Source organism: Jejuia sp. G7-7 (assembly GCF_055808955.1).
The window spans coordinates 1097611-1116680 of record NZ_JBVVSZ010000002.1 but is presented as its reverse complement, the minus strand read 5'-3'; the positions used below and the strand labels follow the sequence as shown (position 1 = coordinate 1116680).

The window sequence follows — 19070 nt, the reverse complement described above, 5'->3', positions numbered from 1 at the left end:
AAACTATGAAATTTAAATATATATGGTTGTTCACGCTTTTAATTGGTTTTATATCATGCGAAGAAACTGAAAGCCCAATTCCAGAGGAAGTTGTACTTCCAGAACTAACATCAGGTACAGCAGATTTTTCAAACTATGTAGCAGTAGGAGCATCATTCACAGCTGGCTTTACAGATGGTGGTTTATTTATAGCTAGCCAAGAAAATTCATTTCCTAATACACTAGCCAAGCAATTTTCTAAAGTGGGTGGTGGTACTTTCAAACAACCTCTAATGGATGATAATACTGGAGGTATTTTAGTTGGTGGAAATATTGCTAGCGGTTACAGACTCACTTTTAACAGTAATACTGGTACACCTCAACCTTTAGATGCTTTTTTAACTGGATTAGGTGCTCCTGTAGCACCGATAAAAACTGAAGCAGGTGTTAGTGTAGGAAGCGACTTTAATAATTTTGGAATTCCAGGAGCAAAAAGTTGGCATATTTTAGCACCTGGTTATGCAGCTGCTAATCCATACTATGCTAGAATAGCATCTGCTCCTACCGCAAGTATTTTATCTGATGCTGTTGCAAAAAACCCTACGTTTTTTACTTTATCTGAAATGGGGGGTAATGATGTATTGGGTTATGCCACATCAGGAGGTGATGGAAGCAATCAAATTACACCATCAGCTGGTATGCCTGGAGTTGGATTTGATCAATCCTTTGCAGCTATAGTCACAACACTAACAGCAACAGGAGCCAAAGGAGTTGTTACCAACGTACCATATATTACAGATTTACCTCATTTTACTACTGTACCATTTGCACCTTTAAGTCCTGCTAATCCTGATTTTGGACCACTTATCCCGCTTTTAAATACTGTTTTTGGTGCAATAAATCCAATATTCCAAGCTATAGACCCAAACCGTGTAATAGTTTTTTCTGAAACCGCGGCAAGCCCAGTTGTTATTAATGATGAAAGTTTACCAAATATTTCAGCACAGATTTCAGGTGCTTTGGCAAACAGCCCTAGCTTCCCGGTTTTCTTATCTCAGTTTGGGTTAGATGGAAGCAACCCAATAGTGGTTCAAACTGTGGCTGGATTATTTGGTAATTTGTATGGACAAGCAAGACAAGCTAACGAAAATGATTTATTGGTGTTACCAAGTAGTGCTATTATTGGTACCGTTAATACTGCTTTTGCGAATCAATTAATGCTATCTGGATTATCTCCAACTCTTGCTGCTCAATTTTCTACAGAAGGTGTTACATTACCTTTATCTGATAAATGGGTATTAATACCTAGCGAGTTAAACGAAATCAGAATGGCAACAGATGCCTATAACACAACTATAGAGACGATAGCAAATTCAGATGACAATGTAGCTTTAGTTGATTTAAACGCTATTCTTACTGAAGCATCAACAATGGGAATTAATTTTGATGGATTTAATTTAAATACCGATTTAGTTACAGGAGGAACTGTTAGCTTAGATGGAATTCATTTAAATGCTAGAGGATATGCTTATATGGCAAATAAATTTTTGGAAGCTATTGATAAAAAATTCGGTTCAAATTTTGTAGCCTCAGGAAATGTAGCTAAAGCAAATGATTTCCCAACCAACTATTCTCCTACACTATAGTAAGTGTAAAAAATATAATTATACATTTAAAAACGCCTTCAAAATTTTGAAGGTGTTTTTTTATTCCTTTATAGAAATCAAATTTTATAGTTAAATTGATAAAAAATTAACTGTTATTTAATGAGTTTCATTAAAAGGATTCATTCTTGTTACAAATCTCTTTAAAGACATACCTAATTTTAGTAAAAGTTGTATTTTTATCGCATATTTTTTTATGAAGAGATAGCATTAAAACAAGAATGGATAAATTTTCCTTTTTAAACGCCGCACATACCACTTATTTTGCCGATTTATACGAGCAATATTTAGAAAACCCTGATAGTGTAGAACCTAGTTGGAGAGCCTTTTTTCAAGGCTATGACTTTGGGACTGAAAATTACGGGCTCGATGGAGAAATAGTAGAAGGTGTTACCACTCAAATACCTGAACACATTCAAAAAGAGTTTCAAGTAGCAAGATTAATCGATGGCTATAGAAGTCGTGGGCACTTATTTACCAAAACTAATCCTGTTAGAGATAGAAGAACATATAAACCTACGCTTGAGATAGAAAATTTCGGATTATCAGATAGCGATTTAGACACCGTATTTAATGCAGCAGAAGTTTTAGGGATAGGCCCTAAGACTTTACGCGAAATCATCAAACATTTGAATAGTATCTATTGTGATTCTATTGGTGTTGAGTACATGTATCTTCGTAATCCTGATGTAATCAAATGGTGGCAAGATAAACTGAATGTAAATGATAATCATCCAAATTATTCTGCTGAAACAAAAAAATATATCCTTTCAAAATTAAATCAAGCTGTAACTTTTGAAAATTTTTTACAGACAAAATATGTTGGTCAAAAACGATTTTCTTTAGAAGGTGGCGAATCTTTAATACCAGCTATTAGTAATACACTTTATAATGCCGTTGAAAAATACGGCGTTAAAGAATGTGTTTTAGGAATGGCGCATCGTGGACGTTTAAGTACGTTAGTAAACATATTTAGAAAACCGTTACGAGAACTATTTAGTGAGTTTGACGGTAAAGATTTTGAAGATGAAAATATTGATGGTGATGTAAAATATCATCTAGGCTTAACTCTTGATAAAACATACCAAAACGGTAAGTCTATCAAGATGAATTTAGTACCTAATCCATCACACTTAGAAACCGTTGGACCAGTTGCCGAAGGTATTACACGAGCAAAGATTGATGCTGATTATGAAGGAGACGATTCTAAAATACTACCTATTTTAGTACATGGTGATGCAGCAGTAGCTGGTCAAGGTATTGTTTATGAAGTTGCTCAGATGAGTCAACTAAATGGGTATAAAACCGGTGGGACCATTCATATTGTAGTAAATAATCAAATAGGTTTTACAACAAATTATCTTGATGCGCGATCTAGCACCTATTGTACAGATGTTGCAAAAGTAACTTTATCTCCAGTATTACATGTTAATGCTGATGATGCTGAAGCTGTTGTGCATGCTGTAGAATTAGCACTTGCATACAGAATGCGATTTAAAAAAGATGTTTATATCGATTTATTAGGCTATCGTAAATACGGTCATAATGAAGGGGACGAACCTCGTTTTACACAGCCTAATTTATATAAGAATATTTCTAAACATCCCAATCCATTCAAAATATACTCAGATAGATTAATTTCTGAAAATACTATTGATAAATCTTACTCTGAAGGTATTGTTGCTGAATTTAAGGGTAGATTAGAAGATGAGTACGAGAAATCTAAAGAAGCTGACTCTTCTAAAGTTCGTGAATTTATGCAGGAACGCTGGCATGGTTTTGAACGTCAAGGTGTAGATGCAATGTTAAAGAATGAGGACACTACTTATTCAGAAGACAAATTAAAAAATATATCTAAAGTTGTTTCAACAGTACCTAATGGCGTTAAGTTTTTGAGAAAAGCAGAACGTATTTTACAAGGTCGTGCAAAAATGGTTTTTGAAACCGACAATCTTGATTGGGGAATGGCAGAAACGTTAGCATATGGAAGTTTACTTGAAGAAGGCTATAATGTTCGTATTTCTGGTCAGGATGTTGAACGTGGTACTTTTAGCCACCGTCATGCAATTCTCCGAGATATTATTTCAGAAGAACGTGTTAACTTATTAAATACCAACCCAGAGAATAAAGGTAATATGGATATTTATAATTCATTTTTATCTGAATACGGTGTACTTGGTTTCGATTATGGTTATGCAATGGCAAACCCTAATACTTTAACCATTTGGGAAGCTCAATTTGGGGATTTTAGTAATGGTGCACAAATTATTTTCGATCAGTATTTATCTGCTGCAGAAGACAAATGGAAAGCTCAAAATGGCATTGTTGTCTTATTACCTCATGGTTATGAAGGGCAAGGATCTGAGCATTCATCAGCCAGAATAGAGCGTTATTTACAACTGTGTGGCAATGATAATATGATTGTTGCAGATTGTACAACACCTGCCAACATGTATCATTTGTTAAGACGACAAATGAAACGAACTTACAGAAAACCTCTTATAGTGTTCACACCAAAGAGTTTATTGCGTCATCCAAAAGCAGTATCGTCAATTAGTGAATTGGCAAATGGTACTTTTGAAGAAGTTATAGATGATACAATAAACCCAGAAAACGTAAAAAAACTAGTATTCTGTACAGGTAAATTTTATTATGATTTACTAGCTGAAAGAGAAAAACTAGGTAAAAACGATGTTGCTTTAGTAAGAATAGAACAATTATTCCCGCTACATCTAAAGAAAATTCAAACTATAATTAATCGTTACAAAAATGTAGAAAATTATGTTTGGGCACAAGAAGAACCAGAAAACATGGGCGCATGGAGTTACATGTTGCAACGTTTAAGACTTGTAAAACTTGATGTAAACTCAAGACCATTCAGTTCAGTTCCAGCACCTGGATCTAGCACAAGAGACAAGAGAAGACAACAACGTGTTATAAATGCAGTTTTTGATATTCAATAAAAAATAAATATAAAATACAATTAAAATTATTTACACATGATTTTAGAAATGAAAGTACCATCACCAGGAGAATCTATTACAGAAGTGGAAATTGCTTCTTGGTTAGTTGAAGATGGAGATTATGTTGAAAAAGACCAAGCGATTGCAGAAGTAGATAGTGATAAAGCAACTTTAGAATTACCTGCCGAAGCAAGTGGTACAATAACATTAAAAGCTGAAGAAGGGGATGCTGTAAATGTTGGTGCCGTTGTTTGTCTTATAGATACAAGTGCAAAAAAACCAGAGGGTGGTGATACGTCTAAAGATGATAAAAAAGAGGAAGCTCCAAAAACTGAAGCTGCTCCTGCACAAAAGACATCAGAATCGAAAACCTATGCTACGGAAAGTGCTAGTCCTGCAGCAAAAAAGATTCTTTCTGAAAAAGGTATTGATGCTGCATCTATTTCTGGAACTGGTAAAAATGGTAGAGTAACCAAAGAAGATGCTGTTAATGCAGTTCCTTCTATGGGAACACCTACTGGAGGAAGTCGTGGTACTTCTAGAAGTAAAATGTCTATGCTACGTCGTAAAGTAGCAGAACGTTTAGTTGAAGCTAAAAATACTACAGCTATGTTAACCACATTTAATGAGGTTGATATGTCTCCAATTTTCGCGCTTAGAAAAGAGTATAAAGAGACTTTTAAAGCAAAACATGGTGTTAGTTTAGGGTTTATGGAGTTTCTTTACGCTTGCAATTGTAAGAGCATTAAAAATGTATCCTGCAGTTAATTCCATGATTGATGGCAAAGAAATGCTAACTTATGATTTTTGTGATATAAGCATCGCTGTTTCAGGACCAAAAGGATTAATGGTTCCTGTTATTAGAAATGCAGAAAACTTAAGTTTTAGAGGTGTAGAATCTGAAGTAAAACGATTAGCACTTCGTGCAAGGGATGGTCAAATTACTGTTGATGAGATGACTGGCGGTACATTTACAATTACTAACGGAGGTGTATTTGGAAGTATGTTGTCAACACCAATTATCAATCCACCACAAAGTGGTATTTTAGGTATGCACAATATTGTTGAGCGTCCTGTTGCTATTGATGGTAAGGTTGAAGTAAGACCCATAATGTACGTAGCATTATCTTATGACCATAGAATTATTGACGGAAAAGAAAGTGTAGGTTTCCTTGTAGCAGTTAAAGAAGCACTAGAAAATCCAGTTGAAATATTAATGGATAATGAAGTTAAAAAAGCTTTAGAGCTTTAATTAGTAAAACTCAGTTAAAAAAATGCGAAACAAATGTTTCGCATTTTTTATATAATCTTTTTCCAATTCTTTACTAAAAATAAAGCACAAGCAATAGATAAAGTAGATAATAGAACTGCTGATTGTATTTTGCCATATATAAAATATCCGGTAGCAAATAAGAAACTATATGTCCCAACAACCCCTAAGAAAAACGCTAATATTTTATAGCCAAAATTCTTAAACTTACTATCGTTACCGTAAACGAGTTTTTCAAATTTATCGATAGTGTTTTTATCTGTTTCAGAAGTCAATAGCGTCACTAAAACCCACCCTATAGTGGTAATTACAACACCAATAATTAATTGCCAATAACCAGGAATTTCAAACCATGGTGTATCTAACTTCCCATTCACAAAGAAAATAATAGCTGTAATAAAGGAAATTATCATGGCTGCAATTTCGCTATACGGATTAATTCTATTCCAAAACCAGCGCATGATAAATAGTAACCCAGTTCCTGCACCTATCTGTAACAATAAATCAAAAACATCTTTTGCAGATTTTATATAAAATGAAAATAAAGCAGCACAAAGCATTAACAACACAGTAGAAATTCTACCTACTAAAACTTTTTGTTTTTCGGATGCTTCTTTGTTTATAAATCTCCCGTATAAATCATTTACAACATACGAGCTTCCCCAGTTTAATTGTGTGGAAATTGTGCTCATAAAAGCAGCTATTAAGGATGTTAGCACTATTCCAATTAGTCCTGCTGGCAAATACGTCATCATAGCTGCATAAGCTACATCATGTCCTTGCATATCTTCATTCAAATTAGGAAATGCCGTATTAATACTTTCTAACGATGGAAAAATGATTAACGATGCCAACCCTACTATTATCCATGGCCAAGGTCGTAATGCATAATGTGCAAAATTAAAAAATAGAGTTGCCCAAGTTGCATTTTTTTCGTCTTTAGCAGCCAACATACGTTGCGCAATATAACCACCTCCTCCCGGTTCTGCTCCGGGATACCATGTACTCCACCATTGTACTGCAAACGGAATAATAAACAACGTAATTAATACTTCAGAATTTGAAAAATCCGGAAGAATATCTAACTTACCCATAACATTTTCATGAGCAAGCAGGTTTTGCATACCTCCAATCTCTGGAAGGTTTACAATATAAATAGTAGCCCAAATAGAACCCACCATAGCAATTATAAACTGGATGAAATCTGTAATTAATACACCTTTTAATCCACCCAAAGATGAATAAATCACAACTATTATCGATGAATATATAAGCGCTTCATCTTGTGGTAGACCTAAGAGTATATTGGCAATTTTAGCACCTGCCAAACAAACACCTGCCATTGTAATTACATTAAAAATAACGCCTAAATAAACAGCTCTAAAACCTCTTAAAAAACTAGCTGATTTCCCCGAATACCGCAACTCATAAAATTCTAAATCAGTAGAAATTCCAGATTTTCGCCAAAGTTTTGCATAGAAAAAAACAGTTAGCATTCCAGTAAGTAAAAAGCCCACCAAACCCAGTTACCTGAAACACCGTCTTTTCTAACTAATTCGGTTACTAAACCCGGTGTGTCTGCAGCAAAAGTTGTCGCAACCATTGAAACTCCCAGTAACCACCAAGGCATATTTCGTCCAGACAAAAAGAATTCAGCACTATTTTTTCCTGCTTGTTTAGACACCCAAACACCGATACATAAAGTAATTACAAAAAAAGCGATGATGATACCAAGATCTAATCCCGAAAGGTTTACCATAGTTTAGTTAATTTTAAGAAAGGTAAGTTCATCATTTGCATTAAATATCACTAAATGAGGTGCTCCATTTATAATAATTTGTTCCATGGACTTCGTTTCTTTATTTGCAAAATTATTATCAAAAACTGTAAATTCGTTTGTTTTGTTCTTATCTAAAGATAAAATGAAACCTCTAGAAGCATCATAACGAATTGTTTCTACTTCGGCATCATACATCGCTCCTACTCCCAATACTTCTAATTTAGTATCGTTATTTAAATCTAGAAATTCAAAATCTAAAATTGGTCCAAATTGCGCTACATTTGGTAATTCTTTAAATTCCAAAGTACCATTTTTGTTTTCAATAAAATACGAAGAAAAACTAGTTGCTTTAAGATGCAATGCATTATCTATTTTTTCTTGCCCATACACATCAAATAGATTAGAAGATGCAAAATCTTTGTATGTTTTAAACTTTTCCTTTAAAAAAGGTGTTTGTTCTGATGAACATTCTTTACCGCGAACTGGGAATAAATCTCCTTCCGATTCTTTACTTAATGCAATATCATAACTGCTATTAGCATCAAAATAATTGGCATAAATATGAAGTGGTTTTTTTCTTTTGGATGAAATTTATTATTCTTTCCTAAATTACCTAAGAAATAATCATCATCGCCATCGCCATCAAAATCGATATTTCTTATGGTTTGAAACCATCCTATAATTTTATCAGTTTCTAATTCAACTTTAGAAAATATCCCATTTTCATTGTTGAAAATAGTTAGTGTCATCCACTCGCCTACAAGCATTAAATCGTTATCTCCATCTTTATCATAATCCGAAAAAAGGGCGTCATTTACCAACCCTATATTTCCGATATCCTTAGCTACTTTTCGTGTAATATCAACTAAAGTTCCATTTTTATTCTCTAATATATATGATTTTGGAGCATTCGGATATTTACCAGAAATAACACGCCCGCCTACAAATACATCTAAGTCACCATCATTATCAAAATCATTTACAGCTATTGCTTTTGTGATACTATTTATTTTGGGCATTCTTCCTCTGGAAAAGTTTCCTTTACCATCATTTATATATAATCTATCTTGTAATGAACTGCTGTTTTCCTTTTCAGTATAATTCCCAGAAGCAACGTATAAATCTAAATCTTCATCATTATCTACATCAAAAAATAGCGCATTATTATCGTTAAACTTTTTATCTTTTTTAAATATTGAATTGTTACCCAAATAAAATTTCCCTTCTTTATTTTGAATATATAATTCTGCAGAATAACCGCTTGTGTTACCTACAAAAATATCGTCTAACCCATCATTATTTACATCAACTACTGCTAAAGCATTATCGATAGTAGATTGTTTTTGTGGCAGTAACAATTGTAAATCATAATCATTAAAATCAACTGATTGGTGTTTATACTGAATACCTAAATCTCCAGAGTTAATGGTTTTAAACCTTGAAGCGAATTCCTGTTTTAAAATGGTTTTATCTTTTGCATTGGTATAAGACAGTTCTAAGTTTTGATTAGCTTCAACATCAGTCAATAATTCTGTTTTACCATCATCCCAAATAACACGAATACTGTCTGCAATTTCTTCTTTTCCTAAACCAAAATTCAAATTATAACTTACTGAAGATTGATAACCTCTACTGGGGTTTACTTCTTTTATTTGCTTTGTATTCTTAGTATAAATTATGGCTTGCGCGCCAATCCCTTTTGTGTTTGCTTTAGATCCCTTAAATGATAATTTTATATAATTATTCTCTTCTGAATTATTACGATATAAAGATGCCATATCTGATTGATTATTTAACACTAAATCTAAATCTCCATCATTATCAAAATCTGCATACGCAGCACCGTTAGAATTTATTTTAGTATCAAATCCATAGTTAGAACTCACATCTTTAAATGTAAAATCCCCATTATTCAAAAACATATAATTATTCAGTTTTGTTGAAGGCACCATATTAAGCGCTTCATCTAGACTAAACTTTTTATTATTCATAATATCGTCAGCAATTTTATGCTTAAAATCCTGATTGGTTAAATCTCTTTCTATACCATTAGTTACAAAAAGATCGTTAAAGCCATCATTATCAAAATCTACAACTAAAGGTGCCCAACTCCAATCTGTTTTTGCAATACCAGCCAATTGTCCTATTTCGCTATACGCACCACTCCCGTTATTCAACTGTAACATGTTAGACATATATTGATAGTGATAACCGTTATTAACCATCAAGTTAAAGTTATCGGTACTCATAGATGCCATGTTTTCCTTTCCTCGCTTTCTATCTGCAGCCATCATATCCAAGACTATTAAATCTGGTAATAAATCATTGTTTATATCAGCAAAATCACTTCCCATACTGTTGGTTGGAATGTGCTTAAAATAATCTTTACACGATTCTTTAAATGTGCCATCTTGATTATTGATATACAGGAAATCTGGTTCGTAAAAATCGTTAGCGACATAAATATCTTGCCAACCATCATTATTAAAATCACCAATTGAAGCACTTAGTCCCCATGCGTTATTTGCTACACCAGACTGCCTTGTAATATCATGATAGCGTCCATTATCATTTCGAAAAAGTGCATCTGAATACTCTAAAGTTAATGGTTTATTTAAGCTTAAATCTATTGAAATTTGACTATTAAAATCTGGTCGATGATTAACAAGATACATGTCTAAATCTCCATCTTTATCATAATCAAAAAAATAAGATTGTGTTGAAAATGAATAACCGCCTGTTACACCATACTTTTTGGCTTCCTCTTTAAATGTATTGTTTTTTTGATTGATAAAAAGTAGATTTCTGCGAAAAACCATATTGTTTAAACTCCCAGATTTACATACATAAATATCTAACCATCCATCATTATTTATATCAACCATAGTTACCCCGGTACTCCAACCTTTTTCATCGGTTACTCCGGCTGTTGTTGTGATATCTTCAAATACAAAACCACCTTTATTTAAATATAATTTGTTTGAATCTTGATTGGATGTAAAATAAACATCCTCAAAGCCATCATTATTTATATCCCCAACAGCTACACCTCCACCGTTATACACATACGTATAGTTAAAAAAGTTAAGGTCTTGGTTTTCGGTAATAGAATTCTTGAAATTGATATTAGAATAAGATGAAGGAATATTGGTAAAAATCACTCCAGATTCATCTACATAAAAAGGACTATTCAGATTTTCTTTACACCCTAAGAAAAGTGTTAAAACCAATAAAAAAAGCAGAGTCTTAAATTCATGAATCAACAAAAATATTTGTAGAACTTTTATACCTTTTTAATCACATTGGTAACAAGTCCCCAAATAACGAAGTTATTTTCTTCTGTGATTTTTATAGGTAAATAATTGGAGTTTTCTGGTTGCAACCAAATACCATCCTCTTGAACTTTTAAACGCTTCACAGTAAACTCACCATCTAAAAAACATACGGCTATCTTATTATGTGCTGGTTCTAAACTTCTATCTATCACTAATAAGTCATCATCATCAAGTCCTGCACCAATCATAGATTGTCCGCTTACACGAGCAAAAAATGTAGCTTCTTTATTTTTTATAAGTTCTTTATCTAATGATAACCGTTCTTCTTTAAAATCATCAGCAGGCGAAGGGAACCCAGCTGATATACCTATGTTAAAAAAGGAGCTCCTGAATTATCTAAGGCCTTTGTGTTAAAGAAGGTAAGATTTTGAGATTTATGTAGTAGCATTTTTGTTTTAGAAAATAGTTCTGTATAAAGTTAATAAATATTAATACTATATACCTAGTTTAAGAATTTATATCGCATAAAAAAGTCGAGAATACAATTCTCGACTTTTGCAATATTCATTAGAATATTATTTATACTAATAAGATTTTATTTCGTCATGTTAGAAATGGCATCACCAGTACCGGTAGTATAATTGATTTTTAAAGCATTAACTTTTCTTAGTTCTTGCTTTACATCACCTACAATACCCATATTTGCATCTTTATCTACTTTAAGTGAAACAGTTAAATAATTTACAAGTTCTTCTCTTAAAGCAGCTCGTTCTGCAGCAATAAAAGGAGCTACATCGCTTACCTCAGCAAAATTATCATTTAACTGAATTTTAGCTTCTGTACCATACTTTTTAAAATTATCACTAGGTTTTCCCATGTAAATATAACTTACAGGGTTTTTCTTATCTAGCTTTTCAACTTGATCTGCAAGTGGTAATGAATTTTTAATTTTAAGTGTATCTTCTCTCATTACGGTAGCCACCATAAAAAAGAATAATAACATAAAAACAATATCAGGTAAAGACGCCGTATTAATAGGTGCTAACCCTCCATCTCCTTTCTTTTTAAACTTAGACATATTTTTTAAGTTATTTAATTCTAATTTTGTTTTTTATTCAACTACTTCAGAGAGTTTTTGTGGAATCTCTAGTTTAATTTGATCTATAAGTGTTTTCAATTTCGTTTTATTACCGTTCCACCTAACATCTTTATAAGTATTTTCCATTTGGATAAAATCCATTTTCGGAAAACCTTTAGAAGCTCCAACTTCTAGAGCACGCCTATTTCTTAAAATATTATATGCTGCAACCAACTCATTTTGAACAGAAATATAGGCTGCATAAGACGTCTCACGGTCATTCTTCAATGAAATAATTGCCTTATCTGGATTATCAGATGATTTTGGATCCTTAGCTCCTTTACAGAATGAACAAGAACCATCACCATTATTATCTAAAAATTCTACAGCTGCTTTTCTTAAATCTTTGATTTCCATAGACTCGTCTTCAACGAGTAATTGGTCATGCTTATTAATTAAAACAGTAAAAATATTCTTTTGTTTTATAATAGGCGGCTCGGTATTATCTTCCATTGGGGGTAACTTTCGGTTAATCCCCGAATCTTTCTCAATGGTTGTAGTCACTAAGAAAAATATCAATAACAAGAAGGCAATATCGGCCATAGAGCCTGCATTTACTTCTGGTGCTGATCTTTTTGCCATAATATTATTTAATCATTTTTTTAATTCCGAAAAACAACATTGATCCTCCTGCTACTAATACAAGTGCATAGAATAAATAGAGTCCCGCTCCTAACAATTGTGATCCGCCTGCAGATAATGTTCCACCATCTTTCAATTGTGTTTCTACACCATTTGCTAATCCAAAATAGCAAATTGCTGCTAATAAAACAAACAAACCAACAGCTTTAAGCGTGCTTTTTAGCGTGTCTGGATTAGTAAATATATTCTTCAAACTGAATATAACAACAAAAGCTAAAGTAAGGGCTAATATTAAGTAACCTATGTACATAAAAGTATCTACAGAGCCACTCGCATCTCCTTGTTTAACAGCCTCATCTCCTGCTGATATTATCATAGCCAGAAATACTATGGAAAGTATTCCAACTATTGCTAATACTATGCTTAATATTTTTTTCATAATAGTTACAATTTTAGATTATTACTTTTTGTGTTTGATTAGCATATCCATTAAGACAATAGAAGAATCTTCCATATCATTAACGATGCTATCAATTTTAGCAATAATATAATTGTAAAAAATTTGAAGTATAATCGCAACAATTAATCCAAATACAGTTGTTAAAAGTGCTACTTTAATACCACCTGCTACTAATGATGGATTCATATCACCTGCAGCTTCAATTTTATCAAATGCTTGAATCATACCAATTACCGTACCCATGAAACCAAGCATTGGCGCTAAAGCGATAAATAATGATATCCAAGATACATTCTTTTCTAATTGTCCCATTTGAACACCACCGTAAGCTACAACAGCTTTTTCTGCTGCTTCGATACCTTCATCGGTTCTATCTAAACCTTGATAATATATAGATGCAATAGGCCCTTTTGTATTTCTACAAACCTCTTTTGCAGCTTCTACACCTCCAGATGCTAGTGCATCTTCAACGCTTTGAGTTAATTTTTTGGTATTTGTTGTAGAAAGGTTTAAAAAGATAATTCTCTCGATAGCAATTGCTAACCCAAGAATTAAACACAAAAGTACTATCCCCATAAATCCAGGACCTCCTTCAATAAAACGCTTTTTTAATCCTTGATGAAACCCAAGTTCTTCAGTTTGTGCTGCTTCTTCAGTTCCTTGTGTACTTACAACAGTTGTTGCAGCAGTCGAGACCGTTGCATTAGTAGTTGCATTTGCTGTTCCAAATACCATCATTCCTGTTATGGCTAGGATAGAAAATAATCTTTTCATGTTCTAAATCTTAATTTTAATTAGTTAAAGTGTTAAAGATATAAAAAAATACAATTAAAAAATAATTAATTCTGCAGAGAGGAAGGGATTCGAACCCTCGATACCCTTTTGAGGTATACACACTTTCCAGGCGTGCGCCTTCGACCACTCGGCCACCTCTCTTAATTTCAATTGCATTTTTAAGGATGTCCAAATAACAAAAAAAATATGAAATGCTAAAACTTTAATAGGATTTTTTACGACATTTCCCCTCTTAAAGGGGCTTCAAACTTCATTTTAAGTAGTTTACCAGAATAAGATTTCCCTAATAAGTACATTAATTTTGTTATTGCAGATTCCGTAGTTATATCTTTTCCTGATATTACTCCAATTTTTCCTAAGTGACTACTAGTTTCATACTGTCCCATATTTACACCTCCACCTACACATTGCGTAACGTTTATGATGTCTATTCCCTTTACAATAGTTTTTTCTAATACATCAATAAACCATTGTTCTGTGGTACAATTCCCTGCACCGTAAGTTTCTAAAATTATTGCTTTTAAATTTTCAGTATTTAAAATACTCTTTATAAAAGATTTGGTAATTCCAGGAAACAGTTTAATTAAAGCAATATTATTATCTAGGGTTTTATGGACTTTTAAAACATCTTTTCCATTCGGTTTTAGTAAATATTGATGATTCACTTTTAAATACACTCCAGATTCCACCAAACATGGGTAGTTTAAAGAATTAAAAGCCTGAAAATGCTCTGCATTAATTTTAGTTGTTCTATTACCTCGATATAATTTATATTCAAAATACAAACACACTTCTTTTACTACAGATGTATTTTTTTCATGTAATGATGCTATTTGAATTGAGGTAATCAAATTTTCTTTGGCATCAGTTCTTAAATCTCCTATTGGTAATTGAGAACCAGTAAACACAACTGGTTTTGCTAAATTTTCTAACATAAAACTTAAGGCAGAAGCGGTGTAACTCATAGTATCACTTCCATGAAGCACTACAAAACCATCAAACTTATCATAATTATCCTCAATACTTTCAGCGATTTGCACCCAATACCCTGGATTCATATTACTAGAATCTATAGGTTTTTCAAATGAAAAAGCTTCAATATTACAATCTAATAACTTTAATTCTGGAATTTGTTTTAAAAGGTTTTTGAAATTGAAAGCATGTAAAGCTCCTGTTTTTACATCTTTGACCATACCGATTGTGCCACCCGTATAAATTAATAATATGTTTGCTTTGGTTTTACTCATATTTTGAAGATCTCTTTTGAATTTTGAGTTGTAATGGCTGCAATGTCTTCGATAGAACGCTCATAAATATCAGATAATTTTTCCAATACATGAATGATATAAGCACTTTCATTTCGTTTGCCTCTATAAGGTACTGGCGATAAATAAGGTGCATCGGTCTCTAAAACGATATGTTTTAAATCAATCTCATTTAAAAACTGATCTATTTTTCCGTTTTTGAAAGTAGCTACACCTCCAATCCCTAATTTCATGTTATACAAAATTGCTTGATGCGCTTGCTCTAGAGTTCCAGTAAAACAATGAAAAATCCCGAATAAATCATCACTCTTTTCACTTTCTAAAACTTCAAAAATTTCATCAAAAGCTTCTCTGCAATGTATTACAATAGGCAGTTTATACTTTTTTGCAAGTTGAATTTGATGTTTAAATGCTTTTTTCTGAATATCTAATGTAGTTTTATCCCAATACAAATCAATTCCAATTTCGCCAACAGCGTAAAATTGTCGTTTCTCAAACATTTCTTCCACATGATTCAATTCTTCTTTATAATTATCTTTTACATGTGTTGGATGCAATCCCATCATTAAAAAAATATTTTCAGGAAAATCTTTTTCTAATTGTAACATAGATGCTGTGTAGGTTGAATCTATAGCTGGGATAAAAAAACGGGAAACACCTTTTTCTATGGCACGGTTTATCATCTCGTTTCTATCCTCATCAAAAGCTTCGCTGTATAAATGGGTATGGGTATCGGTAATTATCATTTAGTAAAAATAAAAAAGTCATCACTTTAAATGATGACTTTTGAGTATTTGTTTCAATCTTTATTATATCAATCTAGTTTGTCCATCAGTTTTTGCGCTTGTTCATAATCATCAGCATCTTCAGGAATAGTTTTTAAAATTTCTAAACATTCGGTTTTATTTTCCTGTTTCAATTTACTTAACGCCAAATACCAAGTTGCTTTATTTTTAAAGGCTGAGTTTCCGTTGCGTAAATCCTCTAACACTCCATCTGCTTTTTTAAAGTTATTTAATTCAATATTAGAAATTGAGCTGTACAACTTCAATTCTGAATTGGTTTCATCTTGAGCTATCAACTTACTAAAAGCGGCTTCTGCTTTAGCAAAATCTCTTGTATTAAAAGCATGTTCTGCAGTTTGTAATAAGTTATCATTAGTTCCTCTAACAGTTAAACTAATGGTGTCGTAATTGGCATAATCTCCATATGTTGGAATTGAAAATTGATTCAAAGTAAAAATTCCAAACAATACAACTATACAGGCTGCAACTAAATACTTCATTAAAGTATATGTTTTAGTTGTACCACCATAATCAAGAGTTTCTTCATCTTTATTGAAATGAGCTTCAGATATTTTCTTTAAATTATTTTGAAAATTATTTTTTTCTGTTTCATTTTCAAATTTATGTTCTAAAAAAGAAGAGAGTTCTTTATAGGTATTGAATGCTTGATTAAACTCTGTTTCGTTTTCTAATCTAGTTTCAAAAGCAGCGACCTCATCTTTGGATAATTCCTCTGACAAATATTGTTCAAACAGTATGTAATTTTGGTCTTCCATAACGATTACGAATTAAGGTGGTTAAATTTAGGCGACCCTTGAACCAGTTCTGTTAATTTACCGATGCATAACGATTTCTTTTTTCTTGCATAGGCGTAAGTAACACCTAAGCTTTTTGCTACTTCTTCCATAGATTTTATTTTGAAAGTAGCGGTCAATAAATCTTTACACGCGTTGCCTAGTTTATTGAACATCTCAGTAAATAAAGCTTGTTTCACTCCAAATACTGAGGTTTCAAAAGCCAGTTCTTGAGCCTCGTCACCTTTAGATAACACTTCTTCATTAATTGTTACCTCCTTATGAGAAGATTTTTTTAAAACATTTAACCATTTACGCTTACAGAGCAAAAAGAAATAGGCATCAAATGGACATGTTAACTGCAATTTTTTTCACTAGCTTGATTATATATAGTTATTAAAGTGTCTTGAATTACATCTTGAGCCTCATCTGCACTTCCACTATTCTGCTTGATATAATTTACAACTTTAGGTACAAACTTATCATATATAGATTGTATTACAAACGAATTGTTTTTAAGCAATCCTTCGATATATTTTTGGTCTTCGTGAATTTTTTTCGCTCATTAACCCTTGTATTTGCTACTAAAGTAAAAAAACTTTGAAATAAATGGGTAACAATTTTTAAATGGTTTTGATATAAGGGTGTAACAGTCAAAAATTAAAGGCTAAACAAATTTAATTAATCTATAAAATTTAGAAATTATGAAAAAATTAATTTTAATTATCGGAACAGTAGTATTATCAATTTTAAATATGAATGCTACATCTACAAACATGTCACTTAACACTTCTATTGAAGTTGTAGAAATTACAAAGAACAACATTGCTCAAGTTTTTGAGTGGAAAGTAGAAACTACTAAAGGAGCTTATGCAGGAACATCATTATCTCTAGAACAAGCTAAAAAAATGATTGCTCTATCAAGTTCTAAGGAAATTGTAACAGGAATAGAAATTAAAAGTTTCTTTATACTAAAATCTGAAGTAAACGCTAAAAGAAATTATTTCTGGGAAGTTGAAACTGCTACAGGTAAAGCTAAAGGATATTCTTCTACTGAAGCTTATGCGCACAAAATGATAAAACTGGTAGCGTCTGGAGATGCTATTGTATCAAAAATAATCATCAGTCAACCTCAACAATAAAAAGATTTTAAAAATAATTACTAAAAACAGGGGAACAAAAAAGTTGCCCTGTTGATATAAACTTGAATAACAATTTAAAACCCAAATATCATGAATACAATTACCTTAAAAACAGCAATTTTAATTTTTAGAAAATTAACGCTAATCATACTCGTTTCAGCTTTATTTGTAAGCTGTGATTCTGAGGAAGATGTAAATATGGACACCATTTTTGACCCTTGTGAAAGCGCAATAACTTTTGGACTAAATACTTATGATCCTTGGTCTGGTAGCTCTCCTCTTTTTACAAATGCCAATTTTGGACCAGACGTAGAAACCGCAGCAGCAATTGGTGGAGGAATAACTTACTCAAATGCTTCAACTTACAACTTTGCATTAGAAACCTACCATTTCTTTAATTCATCAAATAACATGTTTGTGAATGTAATAGATACATCACCAGCAACCATGTCTCCTTTAGTAGGTGCAGTTATAGGTTCAACTTACAGTCATATTGTTTATGTAAAAGGTACTGAAAAGTACTATATGATTGAAAACGCTTCAGGTGTAATAAAACTAGCCGAAGTAAACCCAATGTCTGGTGCATTAACAGCACCATCTGGAGAAACCGGATATATTATTCCAGCTGGTGGAGAAATCAAATCTATCTCTATCACAACAAATAATACTGATGAAGTTTATATAGGTATCAATAAAACGTTTATTAAAATGGATGTTTCTACACCTACGCCAACCTCTATAGCTGTAATTGCGTTAGAAGCAGGCTCAACAAATTATTTGTTTCACGGTTTAGAATATAACAGTATAGATGACAATGTAAATGCCGTTCGCACCAATAATTTTGATGAAATTAATTTAGTTGATATAGCGATTTCTGGAACTTACACCCTGTCCTACGATTTAGCAACAGATATTCCAAACAACCCCATTTTACAACAATTTTACAGCACCACTTTAAGTTGTGACGAAAATCACTATAAAATTTCATATTTAGATGGAAATAATAGCACCTTTATACAGGATATAGATATGGCTACTGGAGAAATTTTAACCACTTATATAGAAGGCGATTATTACTTCGGAATGGAATCTAATGCAAATAATTAAAAAATAATTTTTAAAACAGGGTAACAAAAAAGTTACCCTGTTTATATAAACTTGATTAACAATTTAAAACT

15 protein-coding genes, 1 tRNA gene and 3 pseudogenes are annotated in these 19070 nt (G+C 32.3%); 5 read left to right on the top strand and 14 right to left on the bottom strand.

Annotation, left to right across the window (positions count from 1 at the left end):
* Nucleotides 1-5: 5 nt before the first annotated feature.
* The 3 genes and pseudogenes from AC0L5U_RS15365 (at nucleotide 6) to odhB (ending at nucleotide 5858) form a co-directional block, all read left to right on the top strand.
* The gene (locus AC0L5U_RS15365) at nucleotides 6-1625 is read left to right on the top strand and encodes a G-D-S-L family lipolytic protein (protein WP_473417368.1); all 1620 of its coding nucleotides are present in this window, start codon (nucleotides 6-8) and stop codon (nucleotides 1623-1625) included.
* Nucleotides 1626-1864: 239 nt separating this feature from the next.
* A complete protein-coding gene (locus tag AC0L5U_RS15360) occupies nucleotides 1865-4606 on the top strand; it encodes a 2-oxoglutarate dehydrogenase E1 component (RefSeq protein ID WP_473417367.1) in 2742 nt (913 codons plus the stop codon).
* Between the two features lie 36 nt (nucleotides 4607-4642).
* A pseudogene (gene odhB, locus AC0L5U_RS15355) lies at nucleotides 4643-5858 on the top strand (2-oxoglutarate dehydrogenase complex dihydrolipoyllysine-residue succinyltransferase).
* Nucleotides 5859-5905: 47 nt separating this feature from the next.
* Here the strand turns inward: odhB and AC0L5U_RS15350 are convergent.
* The 14 genes and pseudogenes from AC0L5U_RS15350 to AC0L5U_RS15285 all read right to left on the bottom strand — a co-directional run bounded on the left by AC0L5U_RS15350 (nucleotide 5906) and on the right by AC0L5U_RS15285 (nucleotide 17273).
* Nucleotides 5906-7635 (bottom strand): annotated as a pseudogene (locus tag AC0L5U_RS15350) (sodium:solute symporter family protein).
* 3 nt (nucleotides 7636-7638) lie between these two features.
* Nucleotides 7639-8046: a hypothetical protein gene (locus AC0L5U_RS15345; RefSeq protein WP_473417366.1), complete on the bottom strand. Its 408-nt coding sequence runs from the start codon at nucleotides 8044-8046 to the stop codon at nucleotides 7639-7641.
* A gap of 122 nt (nucleotides 8047-8168) precedes the next feature.
* Nucleotides 8169-10886 carry a VCBS repeat-containing protein gene (locus AC0L5U_RS15340; RefSeq protein WP_473417365.1) on the bottom strand — a complete coding sequence of 906 codons (2718 nt, stop codon included), beginning with the start codon at nucleotides 10884-10886 and terminating at the stop codon, nucleotides 8169-8171.
* A gap of 53 nt (nucleotides 10887-10939) precedes the next feature.
* Nucleotides 10940-11379, bottom strand: a pseudogene (locus tag AC0L5U_RS15335) (LexA family protein).
* A 147-nt stretch (nucleotides 11380-11526) separates the two neighbouring features.
* Entirely contained in the window at nucleotides 11527-12009 is a 483-nt protein-coding gene (locus AC0L5U_RS15330) for an ExbD/TolR family protein (protein ID WP_473417364.1), read from the bottom strand.
* A gap of 33 nt (nucleotides 12010-12042) precedes the next feature.
* Nucleotides 12043-12651 carry an ExbD/TolR family protein gene (locus AC0L5U_RS15325; RefSeq protein WP_473417363.1) on the bottom strand — a complete coding sequence of 203 codons (609 nt, stop codon included), beginning with the start codon at nucleotides 12649-12651 and terminating at the stop codon, nucleotides 12043-12045.
* 4 nt (nucleotides 12652-12655) lie between these two features.
* Complete coding sequence (locus tag AC0L5U_RS15320) at nucleotides 12656-13090, bottom strand: hypothetical protein (RefSeq protein WP_473417362.1); 435 nt, start codon at nucleotides 13088-13090, stop codon at nucleotides 12656-12658.
* Between the two features lie 21 nt (nucleotides 13091-13111).
* Nucleotides 13112-13885, bottom strand: coding sequence for a MotA/TolQ/ExbB proton channel family protein (locus AC0L5U_RS15315; RefSeq protein WP_473417361.1), 774 nt, complete (start codon nucleotides 13883-13885; stop codon nucleotides 13112-13114).
* A gap of 74 nt (nucleotides 13886-13959) precedes the next feature.
* Nucleotides 13960-14047 (bottom strand) — tRNA-Ser (locus AC0L5U_RS15310).
* 74 nt (nucleotides 14048-14121) lie between these two features.
* Nucleotides 14122-15153, bottom strand: a complete 1032-nt coding sequence (locus AC0L5U_RS15305; RefSeq protein WP_473417360.1) for an asparaginase — start codon at nucleotides 15151-15153, stop codon at nucleotides 14122-14124.
* Nucleotides 15150-15917 (bottom strand): TatD family hydrolase, encoded by a 768-nt coding sequence (locus tag AC0L5U_RS15300; protein WP_473417359.1) that lies wholly within the window; start codon nucleotides 15915-15917, stop codon nucleotides 15150-15152. The genes AC0L5U_RS15305 and AC0L5U_RS15300 overlap by 4 nt, the downstream gene beginning before the upstream one ends.
* A gap of 68 nt (nucleotides 15918-15985) precedes the next feature.
* On the bottom strand, nucleotides 15986-16732 hold the full coding sequence (locus AC0L5U_RS15295) for a tetratricopeptide repeat protein (RefSeq protein ID WP_473417358.1): 747 nt from the start codon (nucleotides 16730-16732) through the stop codon (nucleotides 15986-15988).
* A gap of 5 nt (nucleotides 16733-16737) precedes the next feature.
* Nucleotides 16738-17115 carry a sigma-70 RNA polymerase sigma factor region 4 domain-containing protein gene (locus tag AC0L5U_RS15290; protein ID WP_473417357.1) on the bottom strand — a complete coding sequence of 126 codons (378 nt, stop codon included), beginning with the start codon at nucleotides 17113-17115 and terminating at the stop codon, nucleotides 16738-16740.
* Nucleotides 17106-17273, bottom strand: coding sequence for a hypothetical protein (locus AC0L5U_RS15285; RefSeq protein WP_473417356.1), 168 nt, complete (start codon nucleotides 17271-17273; stop codon nucleotides 17106-17108). Before AC0L5U_RS15285 ends, AC0L5U_RS15290 begins: the two co-directional genes overlap by 10 nt.
* A 181-nt stretch (nucleotides 17274-17454) precedes the next feature.
* Between AC0L5U_RS15285 and AC0L5U_RS15280 the strand changes: the two genes are divergently transcribed.
* The gene (locus AC0L5U_RS15280) at nucleotides 17455-17892 is read left to right on the top strand and encodes a hypothetical protein (protein WP_473417355.1); all 438 of its coding nucleotides are present in this window, start codon (nucleotides 17455-17457) and stop codon (nucleotides 17890-17892) included.
* A gap of 90 nt (nucleotides 17893-17982) precedes the next feature.
* Nucleotides 17983-18999: a hypothetical protein gene (locus tag AC0L5U_RS15275; RefSeq protein ID WP_473417354.1), complete on the top strand. Its 1017-nt coding sequence runs from the start codon at nucleotides 17983-17985 to the stop codon at nucleotides 18997-18999.
* Nucleotides 19000-19070: the final 71 nt, after the last annotated feature.

Excerpts from the sequence above, each read along its gene's own strand:
- AC0L5U_RS15365 (WP_473417368.1), top strand. The coding sequence starts at position 6 with ATGAAATTTAAATATATATGGTTGTTCACGCTTTTAATTGGTTTTATA.
- AC0L5U_RS15360 (WP_473417367.1), top strand. The coding sequence starts at position 1,865 with ATGGATAAATTTTCCTTTTTAAACGCCGCACATACCACTTATTTTGCC.
- AC0L5U_RS15330 (WP_473417364.1), bottom strand. The coding sequence starts at position 12,009 with ATGTCTAAGTTTAAAAAGAAAGGAGATGGAGGGTTAGCACCTATTAAT.
- AC0L5U_RS15325 (WP_473417363.1), bottom strand. The coding sequence starts at position 12,651 with ATGGCAAAAAGATCAGCACCAGAAGTAAATGCAGGCTCTATGGCCGAT.
- AC0L5U_RS15320 (WP_473417362.1), bottom strand. The coding sequence starts at position 13,090 with ATGAAAAAAATATTAAGCATAGTATTAGCAATAGTTGGAATACTTTCC.
- AC0L5U_RS15315 (WP_473417361.1), bottom strand. The coding sequence starts at position 13,885 with ATGAAAAGATTATTTTCTATCCTAGCCATAACAGGAATGATGGTATTT.
- AC0L5U_RS15305 (WP_473417360.1), bottom strand. The coding sequence starts at position 15,153 with ATGAGTAAAACCAAAGCAAACATATTATTAATTTATACGGGTGGCACA.
- AC0L5U_RS15300 (WP_473417359.1), bottom strand. The coding sequence starts at position 15,917 with ATGATAATTACCGATACCCATACCCATTTATACAGCGAAGCTTTTGAT.
- AC0L5U_RS15295 (WP_473417358.1), bottom strand. The coding sequence starts at position 16,732 with ATGGAAGACCAAAATTACATACTGTTTGAACAATATTTGTCAGAGGAA.
- AC0L5U_RS15280 (WP_473417355.1), top strand. The coding sequence starts at position 17,455 with ATGAAAAAATTAATTTTAATTATCGGAACAGTAGTATTATCAATTTTA.
- AC0L5U_RS15275 (WP_473417354.1), top strand. The coding sequence starts at position 17,983 with ATGAATACAATTACCTTAAAAACAGCAATTTTAATTTTTAGAAAATTA.